This window comes from Donghicola tyrosinivorans (genome assembly GCF_003003355.1).
GTDB lineage: Bacteria > Pseudomonadota > Alphaproteobacteria > Rhodobacterales > Rhodobacteraceae > Donghicola > Donghicola tyrosinivorans.
In genome coordinates this window covers 113,406-135,659 of record NZ_PVTQ01000012.1, presented here as the reverse complement: position 1 = coordinate 135,659, position 22,254 = coordinate 113,406, and the positions used below count along the sequence as shown (strand labels likewise).

General features: G+C 59.9%; 18 protein-coding genes. 13 read left to right on the top strand and 5 right to left on the bottom strand.

All coding sequences use genetic code 11. The features are described 5' to 3' along the window. Window positions 1-6: 6 nt before the first annotated feature. From CLV74_RS16180 to CLV74_RS16130, 11 genes are all read left to right on the top strand, one after another. On the top strand, window positions 7-687 hold the full coding sequence (locus CLV74_RS16180) for a flagellar hook assembly protein FlgD (RefSeq protein WP_106266798.1): 681 nt from the start codon (window positions 7-9) through the stop codon (window positions 685-687). 65 nt (window positions 688-752) lie between these two features. After that, window positions 753-2,006 carry a flagellar hook protein FlgE gene (locus tag CLV74_RS16175; protein WP_106266796.1) on the top strand — a complete coding sequence of 418 codons (1,254 nt, stop codon included), beginning with the start codon at window positions 753-755 and terminating at the stop codon, window positions 2,004-2,006. 32 nt (window positions 2,007-2,038) lie between these two features. Beyond that, on the top strand, window positions 2,039-2,797 hold the full coding sequence (locus tag CLV74_RS16170; RefSeq protein WP_106266793.1) for a flagellar basal body rod C-terminal domain-containing protein: 759 nt from the start codon (window positions 2,039-2,041) through the stop codon (window positions 2,795-2,797). An 80-nt stretch (window positions 2,798-2,877) separates the two neighbouring features. Beyond that, window positions 2,878-3,666, top strand: a complete 789-nt coding sequence (gene flgG / locus CLV74_RS16165) for a flagellar basal-body rod protein FlgG (protein WP_106266791.1) — start codon at window positions 2,878-2,880, stop codon at window positions 3,664-3,666. A gap of 5 nt (window positions 3,667-3,671) precedes the next feature. Continuing rightward, window positions 3,672-4,340, top strand: coding sequence for a flagellar basal body L-ring protein FlgH (locus CLV74_RS16160; RefSeq protein ID WP_106266789.1), 669 nt, complete (start codon window positions 3,672-3,674; stop codon window positions 4,338-4,340). A gap of 32 nt (window positions 4,341-4,372) precedes the next feature. Continuing rightward, window positions 4,373-5,491 carry a flagellar basal body P-ring protein FlgI gene (locus CLV74_RS16155; protein ID WP_106266787.1) on the top strand — a complete coding sequence of 373 codons (1,119 nt, stop codon included), beginning with the start codon at window positions 4,373-4,375 and terminating at the stop codon, window positions 5,489-5,491. 24 nt (window positions 5,492-5,515) lie between these two features. Then, entirely contained in the window at window positions 5,516-5,830 is a 315-nt protein-coding gene (locus tag CLV74_RS16150; protein ID WP_106266785.1) for a rod-binding protein, read from the top strand. Then, complete coding sequence (locus CLV74_RS16145; protein ID WP_106266783.1) at window positions 5,827-9,936, top strand: FlgK family flagellar hook-associated protein; 4,110 nt, start codon at window positions 5,827-5,829, stop codon at window positions 9,934-9,936. Before CLV74_RS16150 ends, CLV74_RS16145 begins: the two co-directional genes overlap by 4 nt. A gap of 7 nt (window positions 9,937-9,943) precedes the next feature. Then, window positions 9,944-11,194, top strand: coding sequence for a flagellar hook-associated protein FlgL (gene flgL / locus CLV74_RS16140; RefSeq protein WP_106266781.1), 1,251 nt, complete (start codon window positions 9,944-9,946; stop codon window positions 11,192-11,194). A 79-nt stretch (window positions 11,195-11,273) separates the two neighbouring features. Next, window positions 11,274-12,074, top strand: a complete 801-nt coding sequence (locus tag CLV74_RS16135; RefSeq protein WP_170108081.1) for a lysozyme family protein — start codon at window positions 11,274-11,276, stop codon at window positions 12,072-12,074. Between the two features lie 157 nt (window positions 12,075-12,231). Next, window positions 12,232-13,332: a sigma-54 interaction domain-containing protein gene (locus CLV74_RS16130; protein ID WP_106266777.1), complete on the top strand. Its 1,101-nt coding sequence runs from the start codon at window positions 12,232-12,234 to the stop codon at window positions 13,330-13,332. A gap of 102 nt (window positions 13,333-13,434) precedes the next feature. Here CLV74_RS16130 and fliD read toward each other — a convergent pair whose 3' ends face one another. From fliD to CLV74_RS16115, 3 genes are read right to left on the bottom strand one after another with little or no spacing between them, the layout of a single operon-like run. Further along, a complete protein-coding gene (fliD, locus tag CLV74_RS16125; protein ID WP_106266775.1) occupies window positions 13,435-15,090 on the bottom strand; it encodes a flagellar filament capping protein FliD in 1,656 nt (551 codons plus the stop codon). 51 nt (window positions 15,091-15,141) lie between these two features. Continuing rightward, window positions 15,142-16,323 (bottom strand): flagellar motor protein MotB, encoded by a 1,182-nt coding sequence (locus tag CLV74_RS16120; RefSeq protein WP_106266773.1) that lies wholly within the window; start codon window positions 16,321-16,323, stop codon window positions 15,142-15,144. A gap of 34 nt (window positions 16,324-16,357) precedes the next feature. After that, on the bottom strand, window positions 16,358-17,122 hold the full coding sequence (locus CLV74_RS16115) for a motility protein A (RefSeq protein ID WP_106266771.1): 765 nt from the start codon (window positions 17,120-17,122) through the stop codon (window positions 16,358-16,360). Between the two features lie 233 nt (window positions 17,123-17,355). Between CLV74_RS16115 and CLV74_RS16110 the strand changes: the two genes are divergently transcribed. Together CLV74_RS16110 and rpoN are read left to right on the top strand one after the other, a co-directional pair. Continuing rightward, entirely contained in the window at window positions 17,356-18,822 is a 1,467-nt protein-coding gene (locus CLV74_RS16110) for a flagellin N-terminal helical domain-containing protein (protein ID WP_106266768.1), read from the top strand. Window positions 18,823-19,011: 189 nt separating this feature from the next. Beyond that, window positions 19,012-20,328 carry an RNA polymerase factor sigma-54 gene (gene rpoN / locus CLV74_RS16105; RefSeq protein ID WP_106266766.1) on the top strand — a complete coding sequence of 439 codons (1,317 nt, stop codon included), beginning with the start codon at window positions 19,012-19,014 and terminating at the stop codon, window positions 20,326-20,328. 225 nt (window positions 20,329-20,553) lie between these two features. Here the strand turns inward: rpoN and CLV74_RS16100 are convergent, their stop codons facing one another. Next, window positions 20,554-21,282: a PDZ domain-containing protein gene (locus CLV74_RS16100; RefSeq protein ID WP_106266763.1), complete on the bottom strand. Its 729-nt coding sequence runs from the start codon at window positions 21,280-21,282 to the stop codon at window positions 20,554-20,556. Beyond that, window positions 21,279-22,067 (bottom strand): hypothetical protein, encoded by a 789-nt coding sequence (locus CLV74_RS16095; protein WP_106266761.1) that lies wholly within the window; start codon window positions 22,065-22,067, stop codon window positions 21,279-21,281. The genes CLV74_RS16100 and CLV74_RS16095 overlap by 4 nt, the downstream gene beginning before the upstream one ends. Between the last annotated feature and the right edge of the window lie 187 nt (window positions 22,068-22,254).

Here is a 22,254-nt window from a genome sequence, read left to right as displayed (position 1 = left end):
GCATTGATGGCTGTCACTGCTGCAAGTCTTGCCGGGGTCCGGTCCTATGTGGACACAAGCGACACCGCAAATACGATCCAGAACAAGAAAGATCTGGGTCAGGGCGACTTTCTGGAACTGATGAGCGCGCAGCTCAAGAACCAGGACCCCTTCGCGCCGATGGAAAACGGCGAGTTCATCGCCCAGATGGCACAGTTCTCGACCGTGAACGGTCTGGAAGAGATCAAGACCGCGCTGACCGGCCTGACCGAAGAGATGAACAGTTTCCGCATCTCGAACGCCTCATCGCTGGTGGGCAAGCAGGTGCTGGTCACCGGCAATACCGCCCGCGCCAACAGCGAAGGCGAGATCCACGGCATGGTGACCCTGAGCGAACGGGCCGACCGTGTGAAGATTACCTACAAGGACGACATTACCGGCGAGACCCTGCACACCCAGACCTTGGGCATGCAGAACGTCGGCGATGTGGCCTTCGAATGGACCGATGTTCCCGACAAGATCACTGACACCAACCGCAAGGTGCGGATCTCGGTCGAGGTGACCAATAACAACGAAAGCCAGACCTTGGGTGCCAAGGTCTACGCCCGCGTTCAAGGCGTCACGCTGCCCACCGATGGCGGGGACGTCACCCTCAAGATCGAAGACTACGACGATCAGCAATTCATGGAGGTCAGCGCCCTGCGCTGATCACCGCCCCGCCATAGCCCCCCTCTCACCAGTCACACTGTTGCAAGACACCTAGGAGATTAAAAATGTCCGCACTGGTCGCAATGACAGGTCTGCACGCCGCGCAGGCCGATATCGCAAATACCTCGAACAACATCGCGAACGTGAACACCGTCGGCTATCACAAAAGCCGGACCGAGTTCACCGACCTCTATTCGACGCCGCCGTTCTCGGACCCCAAGAAACAGACCGGTCTGGGGACCCGTCTGACCAACGTGTCGAAAAGCTTTAATCAGGGCTCGTTCGAGCAGACCGGTAACACGCTGGACCTAGGCATTCAGGGTCAGGGCTTTTTCGCGCTGCGTCCCGAACTGAACTCTGGCGAGATGACCTTCAGCCGCGCAGGTGCGTTCAGCCTGAACTCGGAAGGGCATATTGTGAACTCGTCGGGCAGCTACATGATGTCCTACCCCAGCGCCGAGGATGGAACCGTTTTGTCGAAGGCTGAAATCCAGCCCCTTCAGGTACCCGCGTTCCGCGGCTCGCCGAAGGCGACCGACAATACCTCGCTGACCATGGGCTTCCCCTCGGGCGTTGAGGCGCAGGGCGGTCAGGATGCTGTTCCCAGTGCGCTGACTTTCGACACTGCAGATAGCGAAAGCTATGCGTTCTCGACCCCGTTCTCGATCTACGACAGCACTGGTACCGCGCAGGAAGCGGAACTGTTCTTTGTCATGACCGATCAGCCTGACGCGAGCTCGACCATTTCGCGCTACGAAGTGCATATGACTGTGGACGGTGTGCCTTACACTCCTGCGACACCCATGACACTGGCGTTTGATGAGACCGGTCTGGCGATCGAGGGCGAGACCCCCGTTGGGTTCACCGGCGATGGCCGTACCATCAATCTGGACTTCGCAGATTCGAACCAGATGGCGGATAAATTCGCCGTGCAGACCCTTAGCCATGATGGCGATACCCCCCGTGGCCTGTCGAACCTGCAGGTAGACAGTGAAGGCATCGTATGGGCCAACTATTCGGGCGTGGACACCATCGCGCTGGGGCAGGTGGCACTGGCGAACTTTACAAACCTTAACGGCCTGTCGCCGGTTGGGGATGCGGCCTACAAATCCACCGCAGACTCAGGCGATCCCTACTTTGGCCAGTCGGGTCTGAGTGGTTTCGGCAACGTCAACTCGGGCTCGCTGGAACAGGCGAACATTGATCTGACCTCGGAACTGGTGGATCTGATCTCGTCGCAGCGGAACTATCAGGCCTCGGCAAAAGCGCTCGAGACTTCGAACTCGTTGTCGCAGACCATCATGAACATGCGTGGTTAACGTTTAGGTTAAGACCCAAGGAAGACTGATCCATGGACCGTTTGATTTATACGGCGCTGAACGCCCTGCACAACCAGCGTGACGCCAACATTACGCAGGCGCAGAACCTCGCGAACTTGAACGTGCCCGGTTTCCGGGCCGACCGCGACAACCCGGGCCACACTAAATTTCTGGACGCCATGGATCAGGCTAATGTCCGCGCCTTCCAACTTGAAAAGGGCCACGCGTCCTTTTCGGAAGCGCCGGGCTTTATCGACAAAACGGATGAATGGCTGGATGTGGCCATTCCCGACCAAGGTTATTTCTTTATTCAAGATGACGAGGGCGGCCAGCCCGCCCTGTCACGCCGCGGCGACATGCACATCGACAACGATGGCTTTCTGCGCAACGGCGCGAACGAATTGATGTTGAACCCGCAGATGGCCCCCATTCAGGTGCCCGCCTACCGGCAGATCGTGATCACCGAAGTCGGTGAAATCCTGATCGAGCCCGTAGACGGCGCCCCCGGCGAACAGCTGAACATCGGGACGTTGGGCACCGTGGTGCCGCCCGAGGGCACATTGCAAAAAGGTGATGATGGTCAGGTGCGCAACATCAACGGCACGATTCCCCAAGCCGACCAGCAAGCCAAGATCATGCAAGGGGCGTTGGAACGGTCCAACGTGAACCCCATCGAAGAGATGCTGGCCACCATTGAAAACCAGCGGAACTTTGAAGTCGGGCTGAAAATGATCAGCACCACCAAAGAGATCGACGAGAGCGGAACCAGCCTGATGCGTGCGCCCGAATAATTTTAGGGCTGCGCGAAAATATTTTGGCATGTGCCTTGCAGGTAGAGACGTGAAGCTACCATTCGCAAGGAGAGCACGAGATGTCCAGCGCCGCGATGCACGTTGCCAAGACGGGTCTCAATGCCCAACAGGCCCGAATCCAGGTGATCTCGAACAACCTGGCAAACGTTAATACCACCGGTTTCAAGCGCGACCGCGCGAACTTTGAAACCCTGCTGTACCAGACCTGGAAATCAGGCGGTGCGCAAACCTCCGAAGCCACCCAGCTGACCTCGGCCTCGGCCATCGGTACCGGTGTGCGGATGGTGAACACCCAGAAGCTGTATTCGCAGGGCAACCTGCAGGACACTGGCAACAATCTGGATATCGCCATCAACGGACAGGGCTTTTTTCAGGTTCTGATGCCCAACGGCGAAATCGGCTACACCCGTAACGGCACCTTCTCGCGCAATGCGGAAGGCACGCTGACGACCTCTAGCGGTTATGTGGTCCAGCCCGAAATCCAGATCCCTGCTGATGCGATGGAAATCAACATTTCCGACGATGGCATCGTCAGCATCACCACCCCCGGTAACCAGGAATATCAGGAAGTGGGTCAGATCCAGCTGGCGACCTTCTCGAACCCGCGCGGTCTGAACCCCGTCGGGGAAAGCTTTGTGACCGAGACCCCCGCCAGCGGCGCGCCCATCATCGCGAACCCGATGCAGGACGGGATGGGCAAGATCAACCAAGGCTCGCTTGAGGCATCGAACGTGAACGTGGTGCAAGAGCTGGTGGATATGATCGAGGCCCAACGGGCCTATGAGCTGAACTCCAAATCGATCTCGGCCTCGGACGAGATGATGCAATTCCTTTCGAACAAGGTGTGATCTAGATGACCCTGCGCTTGACCATTGCCGCCGGTTGCGCCGCCCTGACTGTGGCAGGCTGTTCCCAGCAGATCGAAGAGGCCGCTTCGGCCAACTACGCTCCGGTTTACCCCGTCGAAGCGCCCACCATGACCCGCACCATGCCTTCGGGCAGCATTTATTCGGGCGGATCAATGGGCCTTTTCGCGACCGATCGCAAAGCCGCGCAGGTGGGCGACATTCTGACCGTAAAACTGAGCGAGCGTTTCGCCGCCACCAAAAGCCAGAACGCCACCGCGTCGCGCAGTGACAGCTTTGAGGTAGACCTGCCCAACGTCCTGCCGATTCCCGTGCTGGATGCAGACTTGTCGGCCAGCGGTGCGAATTCGTTCTCTGGCAAGGGCAGCGCCAGCCAGTCGAACAGCCTGACCGGCCGCATGTCGGTGACCGTGGCCCGCATTCTGCCCGGTGGTAACCTTGAGATCATCGGCCAGAAAAAGCTGACCCTGAACAATGGCGACGAATACATTCGCCTGACGGGCATCGTGCGCCCCGCCGATATCTCGCCCGAGAACATCGTCGAGTCCGACCGCATCGCCAATGCCGAGATCAAATACATCGGTGCAGGGCAGGTGGCCGATACCGGCAAACGCGGCTGGATGAGCCGCGCTATGAACACCGTCTCTCCGTTCTGATCCCTTCCCGTTTGACCTGAAAGGCCAAGCCCATGTTCCGCAAAATTCTGATCACAGCCCTGATGATTGTGGCCCCCTTTGCGGCGTCTGCCGACCGGATCAAGGATCTGGCCGCGGTGGCGGGTGTTAGGTCGAACCCTTTGGTGGGGTATGGTCTGGTCGTGGGTCTTGCGGGCACGGGCGATGGCAATTCCAGCCTGACGCAGCAGTCGATGCAGTCGATCATCTCGCGTCTCGGGCTAGAGACGACAGCCTCGAACCTTGATGCCAAGAACGCGGCAGCGGTGATGGTCACGGCCGAGATGTCGCCCTTCCTCAAACCCGGTCAGGTGATGGACATCACCGTCAGCACCGCCGGCAAGGCCAAGTCGCTGAAAGGCGGCACCCTGCTCATGACCCCGCTGATGGGCGCGGATGGCGAGATTTATGCCATCGCCCAAGGCAACCTTGTGGTTGGCGGTCTGGGTGTCGAAGGGGGCGATGGGTCGTCCCTCGTGGTGAACGTGCCGACTGTGGGCCGTATCCCCGGTGGCGCGACTGTGGAGCGCCTGGTGGAAACACCCTTCCTTGAATCCGAATACTTCGTGCTGAACCTGCACCGGAACGATTTTTCCACCTCGAACCGTGTGGCCGAGGCGATCAACAACATCTTTGGCGGCGGCATGGCTTTGCCGCTGGATGGCACCTCGGTGCGTGTCCGTGCTCCTGCTGATCCGGGTCAGCGCGTGTCCTTTATGGGTATGCTGGAAAGCATCGAAGTCGAACCCGCCGAGCCCAACGCCAAAATCATCGTGAATTCGCGCACCGGCACTGTGGTGATCAACGGCAACGTCCGTGTTGCCCCTGCGGCGGTGACGCATGGTTCGCTGACCGTGCGGGTGAATGAAGATGTGAACGTGGATCAAGGCGCGGCTGTGGTTGCCGCAGGTGACAACGTGATCGTTGCCCCCGGTGATCCTGTGGTCACGCCCGACACCAACATCCAGGTCGATCAGCCCGCCGCACAGGCCTTCCTGTTCGATCCCGGAATTTCTTTGTCCAACCTTGTGGATGCGATCAACGCCGTGGGCGCCAGCAGCGCCGATCTGGTGGCCATCCTTGAGGCGCTGCACCACGCAGGTGCGCTGCGGGCCGAACTGATCATCATCTGAAACAAAGCAAAAAAGAGAGCAGGCATGAACGTTTCAGGATACACCGACCTTCACCAGATGGCCCCCGCAAGTGACACGCGGGTCAAGGCCCCCACCAAAGCGGACGAGTTGCGACAAGCCACCGACGCCTTTGAGGGCCTGTTCCTTCAACAGATCATGAAGACCGCCCGAGAAGCCAGTCTTGGCGACGATCTCATGGGCGGCTCTGGCGTGGAAACCATGCAGGGCATGCTGGACGAAAAATTCTCGCAGCTGGGGGCAGGTAAGGCCGGTCTGGGGATCGGCAAGGCGCTGTACCAGCAATTTGCACCGATGGTTCTGGGGATTAAGGGCTCATGAGCAACCTTCTCGCTATAGGTCGCAGTGGTCTGACAGCGGCAGCTGCCCGTCTTCAGGTCACCGGCGAAAACATCGCAAACGCGGAAACCGAGGGCTATCACAGGCGCTCGGTTGAAACGCGCGAGATCGGCGGTGGCAAGATGAACCCGCTGTCCGAAGGGACCACCTCGCAGGGGGTCAGCGTTGAAAATATCCGCCGCGCCTTTGATGCCATCGTCGCCGAGCGCGTGCGCACCACCGCAGGGGATGTGTCCGAGAATGAGGCGATGCTGCCCGTTCTGAACATCCTTGAGGCCCGCGTGACCCCGCAGGAAGGCGGGCCGCTGGATATGATGGACGCCTTCTTTGCCGGTATCTCGGCGGTGTCGGGCGATCCGGTGGACACTGGCCTGCGCAAGCTGATGCTGACTTCGGGCGAAAGCTTTGTGGACGGGGTCAAATCGCTGGCGGTCGAGATGGAGACCATGATCGAAAGCGCGATGGGCGATCAGGCGAACCACATTGATGAGGCGAACAAGATCCTGAAAGAGCTGGGCCAGTTGCAGCAAAAGACTGCGCAGACCCAGGACACGGGCGCTTTGAACCCACTGATGGACCGCCGCGATCTGCTGATCAAGGAACTGAACGAGCTGATCGACATCACCGTCACCCCCGAAGACGGCAATCTGGTGCGCATCACCTTTGGCAACACGACTGGCGGCTTGCCTTTGATCGAACGGGATGAGGTGGCGCAGCTGCGGCAGGATGGTCCGAACCGCGTCGAGATTGTTCCCGAAGACCCTGACACCCCTGCGCAAAGCCGTCCTTTGACCGGCGGGGCATTGTACGGGTTTTCCCAGTCTATGGGTGCTATTGATGCGGCCCTCACAGACCTGAACCTCTGGGCGCAGAAGGTGGCATCCGAGATGAACGCCGCGCACCGTGATGGTGTCGACCTGAACGGCGCACCGGGCGAGGACATGTTCTCGCTTGTCGGGTGGAAAGTGCAGGCGCTGGACCTGAACCGTGGTACCGGTCAGGCCGATGTCACCATGACCGACCCGACCATCATGCCCGACGGCCCGATTGAGCTGGTCCGCGATACCGCCGCCAGCCTTTGGCGCGCGCTGGATGCGAACGGGGACGAACTGGCCTCTGGCGATAACCAGATCACCTTGCCCGGTATGATCATCGGTCTTAGCGGCAAGGCTGTGGACGGCGACCGTCTGATGCTGTCGCGCCGGACCGGTCATGCGGCGGACCTGAACCTGATCATCAAAGACCCGCGCAAGATCGCGGCAGCGGCGGCGGTGTCGTCCTCGGCCCATGCCTCGAACGTTGGCACGTCCGAAATCTACGCCGAGCCTGGTCTGAACCCGCTGGAGAACGTCACAGCGATCAATATCGCAACCAACGACAATGCGCTGGAGGCTAGTGAATTCCTGAGCCCCGGTGTTGTGGGGGTGATCCCATCAGGTACGCAAAGCGTGACTTTAGCGACACTGGACCGTCAGGCCAGCCTCAGCTTTCCGGCGACGGGGGGCACGCTGACCTCTTTGAGCATCACGATTGATGGCACCACTCATGACTTCACCGCGCCAAGCGCCTTGTCCGAGGCGGATTTCATCAGCCAGATGAATGGTGGCCTGATCGAGAGCGCCACCGGCCTGACTTTGGGTGAAACCGGCGGGCGGCTGATGCTGTCGGGCTCGGAAATCCTGCTGGATGTGGCTGGGGCCGAAACGCTGGTGACGGCTGATCTGGATGGCACGGCGGCAACAATTCTGGCCGACCCCGAGCCCGCAGCCGACATGGCGATCTTTACCCGCGACGGTCTGCAAGTGGCCGGTGCGCCGATGGACCCGTCCGAGGCGGCCCTTTACCTGACCGAGGCCAACGGCTTTCTGCCCGGTGCCACCTACCGGATGGCCGACCTGAACAGCCCCGACGCCTATCGCGGCATGACGCAGGTCCAAAGCAATGACGAAGGCAACTTTGTCACCCAGCTGGGGGCCTCGACCGGCTTGTCGACGTGGACAGCGGCTGATCCGGTGCCGGTGACCCCGTCGGTTACGCTGAACCTCAGCGCGATTGATGGCGGCACGGTTACCGTTCCGGAAGGGACCACTGCCACCCAGATCGCCAATATGCTGCGCGAGGATGTCTCGGCCACTGTGACGGCCCGCAACGATCTGGCGCTGGATGTGACCGGCGATGGCACGGTGTCGTTCCGTATTAAGGGCGAGAATATCAACCCGTTCCAGATCAGCGCCGACGTGACAGGCGGCGATCTGACCAAGCTGGCCCAATCGATCAACCTTGCCAGTTCCGGCACCGGTATCACCGCCGAGGTGGCCCCTGACGGCGATCGTCTGGTGCTGACCCATGAAACCGGCGCGGATATCACCATCACTCACTTCACCCATTCGGGTGGCGGGACGATGACCGCAGACCGCGTAGATGCCACCGGCAATTCGCTGGGGGCAGGTACCGCGACCCTTGGCGCGGGCGGCGATACCGCCTTGCGGGCCACAGGCACGGTGAAACTGGCCTCTCAGATCGCGTTCAGTGTCAGCGAAGGTGCAAGCTCGCTGACTGCGGCGCGTGATACCTTCAACGGTGGGCGCATGGCGCGTAGCATCGAAGACGGGGGCAGCACGCAGGTGATCTCGGTCTCTTATGATGCCAGCTTTGACGGTGCGCAGGATGACAGCATTCTGCAAACGGCGGGCTCGGCCCTGTATACGATGACCATTCAGGACGGCAACGGCGCGCTCTTTACCGCCACCTTTGATCCGCAAGCCTACGGGGCGCAGGACAGTGTGGATGCCGCCTATGGCATGGCCGCCGCCCTGCGTGAAACCGCCGTGGGCAGCCGCCTGACCGGCGAGGCTGTCACCAGCATTCCCGGCGAAGGCACCATGATGCGTGTCTCTCTGGGCGAGGATATCTATTCCATCCGCATGGAGAACGGTGTTCCCGTTGTCTCTGGCCCAGAAGAGGGACGCCTGACGGCAAGCTTTGATGCCTCGAACCGGCTGGTGGTGGAAACCAACGGCGGTGCGCTGGATGGCTCGGTCCTGCAAGTGGCCAGCAGCCCTGCGGATGCGGCGGCCTTTGGCATGGGCCTGACCAATGTGGTCCAGTCCGAAGGAGTTGGCGGCAAGGTCGATCTGGTCAACTGGCCGGGCGGGACCCAAAGCGCCACCTTCACCGTCGATGGCAGCAGTTACACCCTGAGCGCCTCTAGCACCGGCACGGCCCTGAGCGTCAGTGTGGGCGGCGGCTTTGCAGGCAGTGCCAGCTGGGACGCCACCAATGGCCGCATTATCATCACCCCGCCCGCTGGCAGCGGTCCGGTTGAATTCGCGCCCCAGGCGGGGGCAGACGTGTTGGGCTTTGGCAACATCGCGGCCAAAGTTTCGGTCTCGGACGATGGCAAACTGTCCATCACCGCCACCGACAGCCGGGTGCTGGATATTGCGGCGCAGACGCAGGCGTCTGGCAGCCGGATCACCCTGAACGATCTGCCGAACGAAGATCTGCTGGTCGTGATGGCGGGTAACGGTGCGCAGAAACTGGCCGTTGATATTCAGGCAAGGATCAATCCTGAACCTGACCGCGAAGTGGAGCTGCGTGTGTTGGATGCCTCTAGCGATCTGGTCGGCCTCTATGATGCCGAAACCGGACACGAGATCGCCCGCCGCACTTTGGGTGCCAATGGCGATACGTTGATCGGCGGCTACGCGGTGACCCTGACGGCCGGGTATGAGGACGGAGACTCTTTCACCCTGCTGCCCGCCCGTGCAGATAGCGGCGACAGCCGTATTCTGGAACGTCTGGCCGATTTGCAGATGCGCAATGTGGACACGGGCCTTGGTGGCTTTCAGGCGGTCTTCAATGAGATGGTGACCAATGTGGGCGGCGTTGTCTCGGCCACCACCAGCCGACTTGAGACCGCCAATTCGATGCACGAGGCCGCCCTGCGCGCCGATGCAGAGAAGACCTCGGTTGATCTGGACGAAGAGGCGGCGAACCTCTTGGCTCAACAACAGGCCTATCAGGCCAACGCCCAAGTCATGTCGGTCGCACGTTCGCTGTTCGACACCCTACTGAATTCGCTGTGAGGCTAAAATGACCATCGGTACATCCCTATTCGCAGCTTTGAACACCCGCGCGTTCCAGAAGTCGGACGCCAAGATTGCACAGCTGCAAGAGAACATCTCGACCGGAACCGAGGACCCCAAAGCCTCGGCCGATCCTATCCGCGCACAGCGCCTGTCGGTTGTGAATGAACACAAGGACATGCTGGACCGGTTCAACTCGAACCTGATTGTCGCGGAAAAACGGCTGGAGATCACGGACTCGAACCTTGGTGAAGTGAACGATCTGCTTCAGTCCATGCGCGAGCTGGCAATCCGCGGCGCGGATGCCAGCGTGACCCCGTCCGAACGCAAGGTTCTGTTGCACAAGGCCACGCAGTTGCGGGACTCACTGATCACGCAGGCCAATGCCCGTGATGACACAGGCCGCCCGATCTTTGGTGGCTATCAGGGCCGCATGGACCCCTTCACCGAAGGCACCAACGGCGTCGAGTATAACGGGGACGCGGGCCGCCATAACTTGCGGGTTTCCGAAAGCGCCATGGTCTCGACCGGCATCAGCGGCGACGAGGCCTTTATGGGCGTTGATCTGCTGTCGGGCGAAACGCGCGGCCTGTTTGATATCGTGGATGACTTTATCTTCACGTTGGGATCAGAGGGGCACAGCCTGAGGGACTCGGTCACTGAGGCCAATACTATGAGCGTCGATCTGGCCAAAACCCAAGGCGATGCGAAATGGACCATGACCCTTGGCGAAGGGGCGAACGCGGTGACGATCAGCGCTGATCTGGTGTCCGGCCAGCCCGGCCCCGCGATTGCGGCGATCAACGCGGTCAGCACCCAGACCGGCATTACTGCCGCTTTCACTGATGATGGTGATGGCATGGTTCTGACCGGCGTCAACGGTGTGACCCTTTCGGACATCAAGGTCGAGCCGGAACAGCGCGGCGAAGTGGCCCGCGCCTACCCCGAGGAAGGCGTGTTCATTCAGATGGTCTCAAAGGACCGCACGTCGTCCGGTATCATCGACCAGATCACTGCAGCAGGTGAACATGTGGCGGATATGCGGGCCGTGGTCGGTGCGCAGGCGGAATCTGTGGACCGGTTCCAGAAGTTGGTGGCCGAACGGACGGTCATTCTGGACGAGGCGGTCTCGAACCTGTCGGATCTTGATCTGGCGGCGGCGATCACCAAGCTACAATCCTTGCTGCTGAACCGCGAGGCCAGCCAGTCCAGCTTTGTTAAGATCACCTCGACTAGCCTCTTTGATTATATCCGCTAGAGGCGGGGACCTTCGAAAGAGACAAAGCGGCGGGCAGGATTGGCCCGCCGTTTGCAATTCGGGGTCTATGACCCTTCGTATGTCCTTGTTTGCGGCGCTGGCCGCCTTTGGTTTTGGCGGTGCCGCTACTGGCGCTGCTGCCGCGACTGTCCCCAGTTGCGAGGCCGCCGCCGTGCGTGCCGAAAAGGCGGCAGGTATTCCAAGCTTTCTGCTGGCGGCAATCTCGCGCACGGAAACGGGCCATACCCGTGCCGGTCGTGGCTATGGCGCGTGGCCGTGGACTTTGAATATCAGGGGCAAGGGCTACTACTTTGAAACCCGCGAAGACGCACTGGCCGCCCTGCAACAAGCCATCAATGCGGGCGAAACCAGCGTGGATGTGGGCTGCATGCAGATCAACTACCGTTGGCACGGGGAACAGTTCGCCTCGATCGACCAGATGATCGATCCGGGTGTGAATACCGCCTATGCAGCGCAATTCCTGACAGGTCTGAAGAAGCGTCTGGGCAGCTGGCAAGAGGCGACGCGGCACTACCACTCGGCTACGCCCAATCTGGGCGAGGCATATCTGACCCGTGTCCAAAAGGTCATGGCCGGTTTCGGTCAAAGCCCCGATCTGGGGCCGGATATACAGGTGGCCGATGCATCAGGGGCGGCAGATCCGAACGCCCCGCGCCGCCCGCGCGCGCCGATGATTGGCATCTCTGGCGCGCCTTTGGTCCACGGCGGGCGCAGCCTGATCGCGTCAGGCACGGCGATTCTGCCCAAAGATAACCGCAATGTGATTCTCTCAACGCCGGATGTGAACACAGGTGATGATGCGAGAATCGAAACGCTGGCCGAAATGAAGGCCTCTGTCAGGGCTGCATTTGGGTATTAACCCAGCACGTTGGGTTATCCACAGGGTGGTACGGGTCGCAAAGGATCTCACCGACTACCCGTAAGTAGACCTAAAAAAACCGATGAGCGGCTTATCGGACCACTTGTAGGAGTCGTAATCTAGGATCAACGAAACAAAACCCTAACGAGGCACTCTCATGACACAGCACTGGCAGAGCACCTTTGGCGATCAGGACGCACCTATCGATAGCCGCTTGGACAAGATCCTTGTTGGCCGATCCGCGCCCATGCGCCAGCTCAAGCAAGTCCTGAACATGGTGGCGCCGTCTGATGCCCCTGTGATGGTGCAAGGGGAAACCGGCGTTGGCAAGGAACTGGTGTGCGAAGCCATCCATGCTGTGTCGGGCCGTCCGGGGGACCTGGTTGCTGTAAACTGTGCGGCGATCCCTTCGGAATTGCTGGAATCTGAACTGTTTGGCCATGAAAAAGGGGCCTTCACCGGCGCAGACAGCCGCCGTGTGGGCCGTATCGAACAGGCGCAGGGGGGCACCCTTTTCCTTGATGAAATCGGTGACATGCCCGCCGCTCTGCAAGCCAAGCTGCTGCGTGTTCTGGAAACCCGTCGCATCCAGCGAGTGGGTGGCCGCGGCGAGATCGAAGTGAACTTTCGCCTTGTGACTGCGACCCACCGCGCACTGGCCAAAGACGTGGAAGAGGGCCGCTTCCGTGCTGACCTTTACTTCCGCATCAACGTCTTTCCTGTAAGCGTACCTTCGCTTTCCGAGCGTTTGGATGACATCCCGCTGATTTTGGAAGCGATGATCGACCGCCGTCAGACCCAGTATCCCGACGTGATGACCCCCCATTTTAACGCAGGTGCCATTCAGGCACTGGCGACCCACGGCTGGCCCGGCAACGTGCGCGAATTGCGCAACGTCTTTGACCGCGCTGCCGTTCTGTTTGCAGGCCGTGTGGTGAACGCCGAGGCCGTATGCAGCCATCTACTGCCGATGCAGGGCATGACCGCCCTTGCAGCGGAACCGATCAGCGCGGCGCCTGCCCCCTCGGCGTCTGTCGCGCCCGCTGACGCTATTCTGGACTCGATCATGAATACCGACACCTCGGTCGACATGCGCCGCCATCTGCGGGACATGGAGGTCATGATGATCGACGCCGCTTTGAAAAAAACCGGTGGCAGTGTCAGTGCCGCCGCCCGGACCCTGCGCCTTCAGCGCACGACCCTGATTGAAAAGATGAAGAAACTGGCAATCTCGCGCGAAGCCGCGCTGGCCAGCTAAGACGCGCCCTCTTCCGCTATACCTTGGTGCGCGAACCAAACGAGCCGCCCCTGCGAACAGGGCGGCTCGTTTTTTCTTTTGTGCTTAGGGCTGTGACGCGGATCAGTTGTTACTGTTGTTCCACGCGTCGATCAGGCTTTCCAGATAGTCGCCGGTGTTGTTCAGCGTGGTCACGACCATCTCCATCTGGGTAAAGCGGGTCAGATAGTAGGCCTCTTTCGCCTCGGCGGAGGCGTCGATCGAATCCAGCATGGTGCTGTCATCACTGATCGAGTCGCCAATGCTGTTTTCGCGCCGCGACATCGCGCCGGACGAGCTGAGCCATTTGTCCATACTGTCTTGGAAATTCGAGATAAAGCTGCGGCCAAAGTCGATGATCGCGTTCTCGACCCCGTCTTCCAGCTTGAAGGATACGCCGCGCAGGTTGCCGCTGGTGGCGGTGTAGGTGGTAATCCCGTCCTCGGTGCCTTCATTGACCAGTTCGATCCCGTTCACAAAGGCGGTGCCGGTGACGGTGTCACGGGTCAGCGAATAGCGGCCCGCGATTGCTGTGGTGCCGGGGGTGCCTGACAGCTCGACCCCTGCGGTGGGGCTGCTGAGGCCGTCGCGCAGGATTGCCTCGAAAATCTGCGGGCTGTTGGTCATCGCATCTTCAAGGGCATTCGTGTCCAGCGTCAGGGTGCCATCGCGTTCGGTGCGCACACCAAGGTCAGACAGGTAGTAGGTCCGATCGCCATAGCCCGAGATCCCCTGATTGAGCGAGCGTTCGAATTCACGCCGCAGGCCGTTGATCGCGGAATCCCCCGCCAGATCCCCCGCGGCCGAGCCCGCATAGCCGCGGTCGGTCATGGTATCCAGCATCTTGAGCGTCGTGTTGAACGCATCCACCAGCCCTTGCATCGCCTCTTCGGCGGCAGTGGTGTTGATCTCGACCGAGACGGTGGCCATGTAGTCGGAATATCCCGCCACGGTAAAACTGACGCCCGGAATAACATCGTCGATGTCGTTGCTTGGGCGGGTGATCGTGATGCCGTTGACCTTCAGTTGGGCGTTCATGGCCGCCTGCATCTGAACGTCTTCGACCTGATCGGTCATATCCAGCACATCAATCGCTGTATTCGTCGAGGCCGGATCATCCTGCGTGGCGGTGAAGCGCACGGCATTCTTTGCGCCGTAATCAGTCAGCACCCCAAGCGAGAACGTCCCGTCACCCACGTCGATGATTGAGGCCGCAAGCCCGTCAAGCGCGGTGATCTGGTCGGCCAGTTCAGCCAGCGTGGTGCCCTCGGCAATGGTGATGGTTTGCTGGGTCTTGGTGGCGTCAGCGGTGAAGGCCGAAGGTTCTGCGTCATCCCAACTGCCAAAGTCGATGACCAGCGTGCCGCCCGCCAGCGTGTCGGTTTCACCAGAGAATCCGCCAAAGGCCAGAACCTGTTGTTGGGCCATCTGTTCTACCGCAATGGTCGTGTCGCCCATCACCAGATTTTCGGTATCCTCTGAGGTCAGGACGATGGCCGAGTTGTCGCTGGTGATCGAGGTGGCACTGGCGCTGGCGGCTGCGCCAACCGCGCTGTCTAGGCTTTCAAACTGGGTGCGCAGACGGTCGAGCGCCGACAGGGATACTTCGGCCTTGTCGATGCGGTCGGTCACGATGGACCGTTTGGCGCTGGTCTCGGCCTGAGTCAGGTCTTTGGCCAGCTGGGTGATGTTCAACCCCGAGCCATTTGTGTTCAGAGAACTGATGACGTCGACTGCCATTGTAGGCACCTCCTGACCGATCTAACGGCCGATCCTTCAAAAGGATTAGGGTTAATACGAAATTTCGATCTCGATGCGGCGGTTCTGTTCACGCCCTTCAGCTGTGGTGTTGTCAGCGACCGGATCGCTTTCGCCTTTCGACACGGCGGTCAATTGCGAGGCATCAAGCAGACCCGAGTTCGCCATTTCCCGCACCACCGATGAGGCACGCGCGGCGGCCAGCCCGATGTTGTCGCGGAATTCGGAGGACGGGTTCACAGGTACGTCGTCGGTGTGACCGGTGACGGTGATGCTGCTGTTTTCGTCCATCGAGGCGAAGGCGATGCGCGACATGATCTCTTGCGCTTCGGCGGTCAGATCTGCGGTACCCGACGGGAAGGCCCCGCCTGCGCCAACAGTGATCTTCACTTTGCCTTCTTCCTGTTCCACCGTGACCAGACCCTGACCCAGTTCCTGACGCAGGGCGACCTGCAATTCGGCTGCGGCAATACCGGCCTTGCGGGCGGCATCGCCTGCCTCGGCGCCGCCACCGGCCCCTTCGCCCGCACCTGCACCTTGGGCCATTTCCGCCATCTGCTTCAGATCATCAGCCAAACCGCCGATCTTCACATCATCAGGGTTTGCGCCGGTCTGGGCCTGTGCTTGCGCCATTGCATTTGCGGCTTCGGACAGCTGTTCGGCCAGTTGCTCGGCGCTTTCGGCCTGACCGTTAAAGTTCATTGTGACCTGACCGTTTTCCACGTTCGCTTCGATCGCACCGGACTGCATCGCCTCAGATAGGGCATCGGCCAAATCTTCCATTGCCTTTTGCTTGGCCTGATCCTGCGCGTCGCCGCCTTCCCCTTGGGCGCCGTCACCTTCGGTCTCATCGGGTTTGGTTTCGATCTGCTTTTTCTCGGTCTCGGTCGTTTCCTGCGTGATCTCTTTGATCACCGCCTGATCGGGCGAGGGGCTGAATTCCAGCTTGAGGATCGTGGTGCCCTTGGGCTGTTCCATCACGGGCACCTGTTTCTGAACACCGAAGCTGTTCTTCAGGCTGCCCGCGATCATCTTGAATTTAGGCTGGTTGAATTCGGCAAAGGACAGAATAAGCACGAAGAACGCCATAAGCAGCGTTGCCATGTCCGCAAATGTGGCCATCCACGCAGGCGCACCCACCGGAGGACACTTTGGGCAATCCTCTTCGGGGGTTTCTTCGGCCTGAACGGGAAGGGGGATCGGCTTTTTGGCCATGGCGTATTTGCCCTACTCTGTCTTCTATGCTGCTTTAGGCGGCGTCTTGCATCTTGGCCTGCGCCTTGGGCGGCAGGTTCGCAAGCAGCTGTTCCTGTACATTCCGGCCCGACTCGCCGCGGGCGATGTTGCGCAGGCCTTCGATGACCATCTCGCGGTAGACCACCTCGTCGCCGGTGTAGCCTTCCAGCTTGGTGTTCATGGGGCCGAATAGAACGTTCGCGATGAACGCACCGTATAGAGTGGTCAACAAGGCCACCGCCATCGCGGGGCCGATGGACTTGGGATCGGCCATGTTACCAAGCATCTGCACCAGACCGATCAGCGTACCGATCATGCCCATTGCAGGGGCGATATCGACCCAGGCTTTCAAAACACCCTGCGCCGCGGCGTGGCGGGCTTTCATGGCTTTGATCTCCTGGTTCATCTGCTTGGCCATTTTGTGCTCGTCCGCACCATCGACCAGCATCTGAAGTCCTTTGCCAAAGAACTTGTCCGGCACCTCTGCGCCTTCCAGCGCCATCATGCCGTCCTTACGTGCCTTGTTCGACAGATCGACCATAGTTTCGATCAAGGCTTCGGGTTTGGGGGCTTTTGGCATGAAGGCTTTTGCCATCGCGCCAAAGCTACCAAGGAACACGCCCATAGGGGCTGTGTACATAACTGCAAAGAACGCGCCCCCGAAAACGATCAGGATCGAGGGTACGTCGATGAACGGCCCGATGCCGCCTGCAGAGATCATTGCGCCAAGGATCATGCCCATTGCGCCAAGAAATCCGATAAGTGTTGCGATATCCATGAGGGGTCTGAACTCCCGTCAAATGTTGCTTCGGTGATGTCAAAGCAAACGACGTGCCAAACGCTATATATATATCAAAGACTCATGCGCATATGGATATGGGATAACGATACTGAATAGAATCAATGCCTTAGGTCGATACGCATTTTTTTCTAAACAAAAAACGCGGACCTGCCGTTCTCCTAATCAGACGCCGAGGGGCGCACACCAAACCGAACACAGGAGACGCCACAATGGCCATCATCAACACGAATATCGGTTCTATCAATGCTCAGGCGAGCATGGCTCGCGCAAACTCCGACATGGAAGTCTCGATGGAGCGCCTGTCGACTGGTAAGCGCATCAACTCGGCGAAAGACGACTCGGCTGGTATGGCCATCGCTGAAAAGATGACCTCGCAGATCATGGGTCTGAATCAAGCGGTTCGCAACGCCAACGACGGCAAGAACCTGCTGGACACCACCGAAGGCGCACAGGTCGAAGTTTCGAACATGCTGCAGCGTCTCCGCGAACTGGCCGTTCAGTCGTCGAACGACACGAACACCGCTAGCGACCGTGGTAACATCTCGGCGGAAGGTTCGCAGTTGATCACCGAGATCAACCGCGTCGCCACCGACACCACCTTCAACGGTATGAAGATCCTGGACGGCTCGTTCACTGGCAAGCAGCTGCAGATCGGTGCGGACACCGGCCAGTCGATCGAAGTCAACGTAGACAGCGTGCACTCGACCGAAATCGGTTCGCACTCTTTCAGCACCTCGATCAAGAGCAACGCGCATGCAACCGACAACGGTATCGCTGGCGAAACCATCTCGGTCACCGGTCACACCGGCACTTCGGACATCACTGTCGCAGCGAACACTTCGGCAAAAGATCTGGCAGCTGCTGTGAACAAAGTATCGGCTTCGACCGGTGTGGACGCTTCGGCAGAAACCAACGCCGAGATCTCGCTGAGCGCTGCTGGTAACGTCACCTTCTCGGTGAACGGCACCGACCTTGGTACCGTCGCTGTGACTGACAACACCGACCTGCGCGGTCTGCGTGACGCCATCAACAACAAAGCGGGCACCACTGGTGTGACTGCGAAGATGGGCGATGACAACAGCACCATCATCCTGACCGACAAGACCGGTGACGATATCTCGATCTCGGGCTTCGAAGACCAGCAGACCACTCCGGCCGCTGCAATGACTGTGACCGCTCTGGAGCGTGACGGCACCTCCGACAACGCATCGCAGACTCTGTTGGCTGACGGCTCGGCAGGTGACGCGACTGTTGCAGGTCAGGTTGAATTCACCTCGATGAAGGCCTTCTCGGTCTCGGGTGGTGCAGCTGGCGCAGACGTCGACTTCCTGGACGCAGACTCGAACACCTCCTCGCTGGAAAAGGTTTCGGATATCGACCTGACCACTGCTGAAGGCGCATCGAAGGCGATCAAGGTTCTGGACGTGGCTCTGTCGAAGGTTTCGCAGTCTCGCTCGGATCTGGGTGCGGTCTCCAACCGTCTGGACAGCACCATCTCGAACCTGACCAACATCACCACCAACGTGGAAGCTGCACGTAGTCAGATTGCTGACGCCGACTTCGCCAAAGAATCGTCGGATCTGGCACGCGGTAAAATCCTTAGCCAGGCGGCAACTTCGATGCTGGCACAGGCGAACGCGTCGAACCAGAACGTCCTGTCGCTGCTCCGCGGCTGACGGAAAATTGACACCCAAGAATCAACCCGGCGCCTCGGCGTCGGGTTTTTTCGTTTAGATTCAATAAGAAGAAATTTTCTTCACTTTTTTACTAAAATGCCCGAATGGGTAGCCGTTAGGTGTCAAATAAGCTGCCTTGCGAGAATCCGTCACTGGGTCCCTAATTGGGTCATTCCAGGAGGGAACGACATGCAACTCAGCTACACTCAACAAATCGGACAGCGCCAATCGCTGGTGATGACGGCTCAGCTTCAACAGGCGATCTGCCTTCTGCAACTGAGCAACACGGACCTTCAATCCTACATCGAATCCGAAGCGGAAGAGAATCCGTTCGTTGAGGTGGCCCGCCCCACCAATGACCGTCTGCGTGAGCCTTTGCTGAAGAAGCATTCCGCATCGGACTATGACGATATCACTGCTCGCGCCGCTGACCACGCTCCCTCCCTCTATGGTCATGTAGCTGCGCAATTCGATCTGATGTTCGGCAATGCCCGTGAACGGGTGATTGCAGAGCAGTTCCTGGAAGGCATCGAACCCAGCGGTTGGTTGAGCGAGCCTCTGGAAGACATCGCTTTCCGTGCCGCCATCACGATGGAAGAGGCCGAAGATATGCTGGACCGCATCCAGCAGGTTGAACCCGCCGGTCTGTTTGCTCGTACTTTGGCCGAATGTCTGCGTCTGCAAGCCATCGACAAGGGCCTGATGAGTCCCGTGATGGAAGGCGTTCTGAACAACCTGCCCAAGCTGGCGGCTGCCGATCTGAACGGCCTGTCTCGCGCTTGTGGCTGCGATATGGACACCCTTCGCGACACTCTGAAAGAGCTGCGCTGCCTGAACCCCAAGCCGGGTGCAGATTTTGAATATGGTGACGTGACCCAGCGCGAACCCGATCTGATCGTGACCAAAGGCGAAGAGGGATGGGTCGTGGACCTGAACCGCTCGACCCTGCCGTCGGTTGTGGTGGATGAGGCCAAGGCCCAAAGCGTCACCCGTGACAAGACCGCCACCGAATTCGTCGGCGAGCGTCTGAACCTTGCCCGCTGGCTGCGCCGCGCGGTCGAGCATCGCAACCAGACCGTCATGATGGTCGGCGCTGAAATCGTCCGCCGTCAGGCCAAATTCCTTGAGCATGGCCCCGCGCATATTGTGCCCATGACCCTCAAGGATGTGGCCGAGAAGGTTGGCGTACATGAAAGCACCGTCAGCCGCGTGACCACCGGCATGCTGATCGTTACCCCGCAGGGCACCTTTGGCCTGAAGACCTTCTTCAGCACCGCCCTCAGCACCGATGGCGATGAGGCGGCCTCTTCGGCGGCGATCCGTCACCGCATCCAGCAACTGGTCAAGGACGAGGACGCAAACCGTCCCCTCAGCGACGACGCGCTGGCCAAGATCATCACCGACGAAGGCACCCATCTAGCCCGCCGCACCGTCGCGAAATACCGCGAAATGCTGAAGATCCCTTCGTCCTTCCAGCGCAAGCGTATGGCGAAACTGAACGCCTGATCCCTTTACCCCCGGAGCCGGCCTCCAGACGGCTTCACCCCCCGAAACCCCGTGTCCCCCAAGGCACGGGGTTTCTTCGTGTCTGAACATGTGATGTTGCCCGCGTTCGCTGCCCGCCATTGGAATTGGCTCGGCCCCCCACCCGTGTGGTTGGAGGTGCGATCAAAGAAAAACCCGCACAGCCCTAGGGCTGTGCGGGTTTCATGCTTTCGTGAGTGGGGGCAGTTACAGCGCCTCGACCTCGTGCTCTTCAACGCGGGGGACGGGATCGTAGACAAAGTGCAGCTCGGGGAATTCTTTCTTCAGGTAGCCGTGCACCTTGGCCTCGGATGAGGCGGCGATGACCATGAAGGGCTTCATACCCCGTGCGATACGGTCGCGGCGGAAGAATTCGGGGCCGGTGTTCCAGAAATAGGTCCACGCCAGCACCTGCGTCAGAAGCACCACATATAGGCCGATGGGCGCGGTGACGATGATCGTCGCCACCCAGATCGCCAGCGGCGTCCACAGGCGCATCTGCGCCAGCCACAGGGGCGTCAGGGCAATCGCCAGTGCCGAGGGGCGCTGCTGTTGCAGATCGTAGACATCATTGATGTCCCGATAGACCTCCCAGTTGATCAGCCCGTCGGGCAGGATGCGCTTGGCGTTTTTGGCGGCTTCTGCGGCGTCGTATTCCGCGCCGCGTGTCCATGTGCCAAGGTTGGGATTGCTGGCCAGAACCACAAACTTGCGGCCCTCGCGCTCGAAGGTCAGCGCCACGGTAATCCCTTTGCGGCCAAACCGTTCGCGCAGCTGCATTTCACCGCCGTCAAAGGGCAGGCCATTGACGGCAATCAATTCATCCCCAGATTTTAATCCAAGGGCAATCGCCGCCACGTCCAGCGCCTTTAACTTCAGGCGGTGGGCCGGCGGCGATTTGGAATCAGTGTCGTTGGAGGCGGGTTCTGTGCTCATGGGAATTTGAACGGATTGGGCTCTGCTTTCGGCGCGGATTTACGGGCGCTGCTGCTGCTGCTTTTCTTCGAGGAGGAAGAGGTCGTGCGTTTTGGCGCAGGGGCGGGCGCTGCGGGTTTCGCGGCCGCAGCGGGCGGCGCGTTGGTCACAGCCGCTGCCAGCATCTTGCTAAGCGCCAGTTGCAGGTCCGAAATGCCGCCCTGGATCGCCTCGCGCGTGGTGGTGGCGCTGCTGTCGATCCGGTCGGTAATCGCACTGGCCATCTGGGCAGACATGCCGCCGGATTCGGAGGTTGTGGACTCAAGCTGGGTCATCACCTTTTCTTCCGTGCCGGTCAGCGCCTCGATCACACGGGTTACCCCGTCATTTCCGGCAGCTTCCAGCTTGGCCATGCGTTCGCTCAGACCGTTCACCGCATCAAGCTGACCGTTCAGCTGGGTCACGCTATCTTGGAACATTGCCAAAGCTTCGATCTGGGTCGCAGAGGTGCGGCGCATCTCGGCCAGTGTCTTGAAATAGACCAGACCGCCAAGCGCGATAGACACGGCTGCCCCGACCAGCGTTCCGATCATCACGGGCTTTAACTTGTTGCCGAACTTGTCCAGACGGGCCGCGGCGGCCGAGGTTTCGCTTTGCAGGCGCGACACTTCGGAGGCGGCATCATTGGCGGCTTCGGCGGCCTCAAGGGCCAGCCGGATGGCGTCTTTTAGTTCATCCGCAGGATTGGGGCCGTCATCGACGATTTCTGCATCTTCGACGTCTGCCGCTTTGGATCTCTTGCTCATGGTCACTCCTACTGGAAACTAAGGGGGGAGCATTCGCTGAGGTTATGCATGTTACGTGCCAGTTGCGATCTGGCCACCCGATCGGGTTAGGTGATCCATCGGATTAGTCTCTTTCGGAGAGGTGCCTAAAGCTCTGGGGCCTTGTGCCGTTGTCAGAGTCAATCCGCCGGTGTGCGCTCAGCACCGG

Bases quoted from the DNA above. Each gene is read 5' to 3' on its own strand.
- CLV74_RS16180 (WP_106266798.1), top strand. From the start codon at position 7: ATGGCTGTCACTGCTGCAAGTCTTGCCGGGGTCCGGTCCTATGTGGAC.
- CLV74_RS16175 (WP_106266796.1), top strand. From the start codon at position 753: ATGTCCGCACTGGTCGCAATGACAGGTCTGCACGCCGCGCAGGCCGAT.
- CLV74_RS16170 (WP_106266793.1), top strand. From the start codon at position 2,039: ATGGACCGTTTGATTTATACGGCGCTGAACGCCCTGCACAACCAGCGT.
- flgG (WP_106266791.1), top strand. From the start codon at position 2,878: ATGTCCAGCGCCGCGATGCACGTTGCCAAGACGGGTCTCAATGCCCAA.
- CLV74_RS16160 (WP_106266789.1), top strand. From the start codon at position 3,672: ATGACCCTGCGCTTGACCATTGCCGCCGGTTGCGCCGCCCTGACTGTG.
- CLV74_RS16155 (WP_106266787.1), top strand. From the start codon at position 4,373: ATGTTCCGCAAAATTCTGATCACAGCCCTGATGATTGTGGCCCCCTTT.
- CLV74_RS16150 (WP_106266785.1), top strand. From the start codon at position 5,516: ATGAACGTTTCAGGATACACCGACCTTCACCAGATGGCCCCCGCAAGT.
- CLV74_RS16145 (WP_106266783.1), top strand. From the start codon at position 5,827: ATGAGCAACCTTCTCGCTATAGGTCGCAGTGGTCTGACAGCGGCAGCT.
- flgL (WP_106266781.1), top strand. From the start codon at position 9,944: ATGACCATCGGTACATCCCTATTCGCAGCTTTGAACACCCGCGCGTTC.
- CLV74_RS16135 (WP_170108081.1), top strand. From the start codon at position 11,274: ATGTCCTTGTTTGCGGCGCTGGCCGCCTTTGGTTTTGGCGGTGCCGCT.
- CLV74_RS16130 (WP_106266777.1), top strand. From the start codon at position 12,232: ATGACACAGCACTGGCAGAGCACCTTTGGCGATCAGGACGCACCTATC.
- fliD (WP_106266775.1), bottom strand. From the start codon at position 15,090: ATGGCAGTCGACGTCATCAGTTCTCTGAACACAAATGGCTCGGGGTTG.
- CLV74_RS16120 (WP_106266773.1), bottom strand. From the start codon at position 16,323: ATGGCCAAAAAGCCGATCCCCCTTCCCGTTCAGGCCGAAGAAACCCCC.
- CLV74_RS16115 (WP_106266771.1), bottom strand. From the start codon at position 17,122: ATGGATATCGCAACACTTATCGGATTTCTTGGCGCAATGGGCATGATC.
- CLV74_RS16110 (WP_106266768.1), top strand. From the start codon at position 17,356: ATGGCCATCATCAACACGAATATCGGTTCTATCAATGCTCAGGCGAGC.
- rpoN (WP_106266766.1), top strand. From the start codon at position 19,012: ATGCAACTCAGCTACACTCAACAAATCGGACAGCGCCAATCGCTGGTG.
- CLV74_RS16100 (WP_106266763.1), bottom strand. From the start codon at position 21,282: ATGAGCACAGAACCCGCCTCCAACGACACTGATTCCAAATCGCCGCCG.
- CLV74_RS16095 (WP_106266761.1), bottom strand. From the start codon at position 22,067: ATGAGCAAGAGATCCAAAGCGGCAGACGTCGAAGATGCAGAAATCGTC.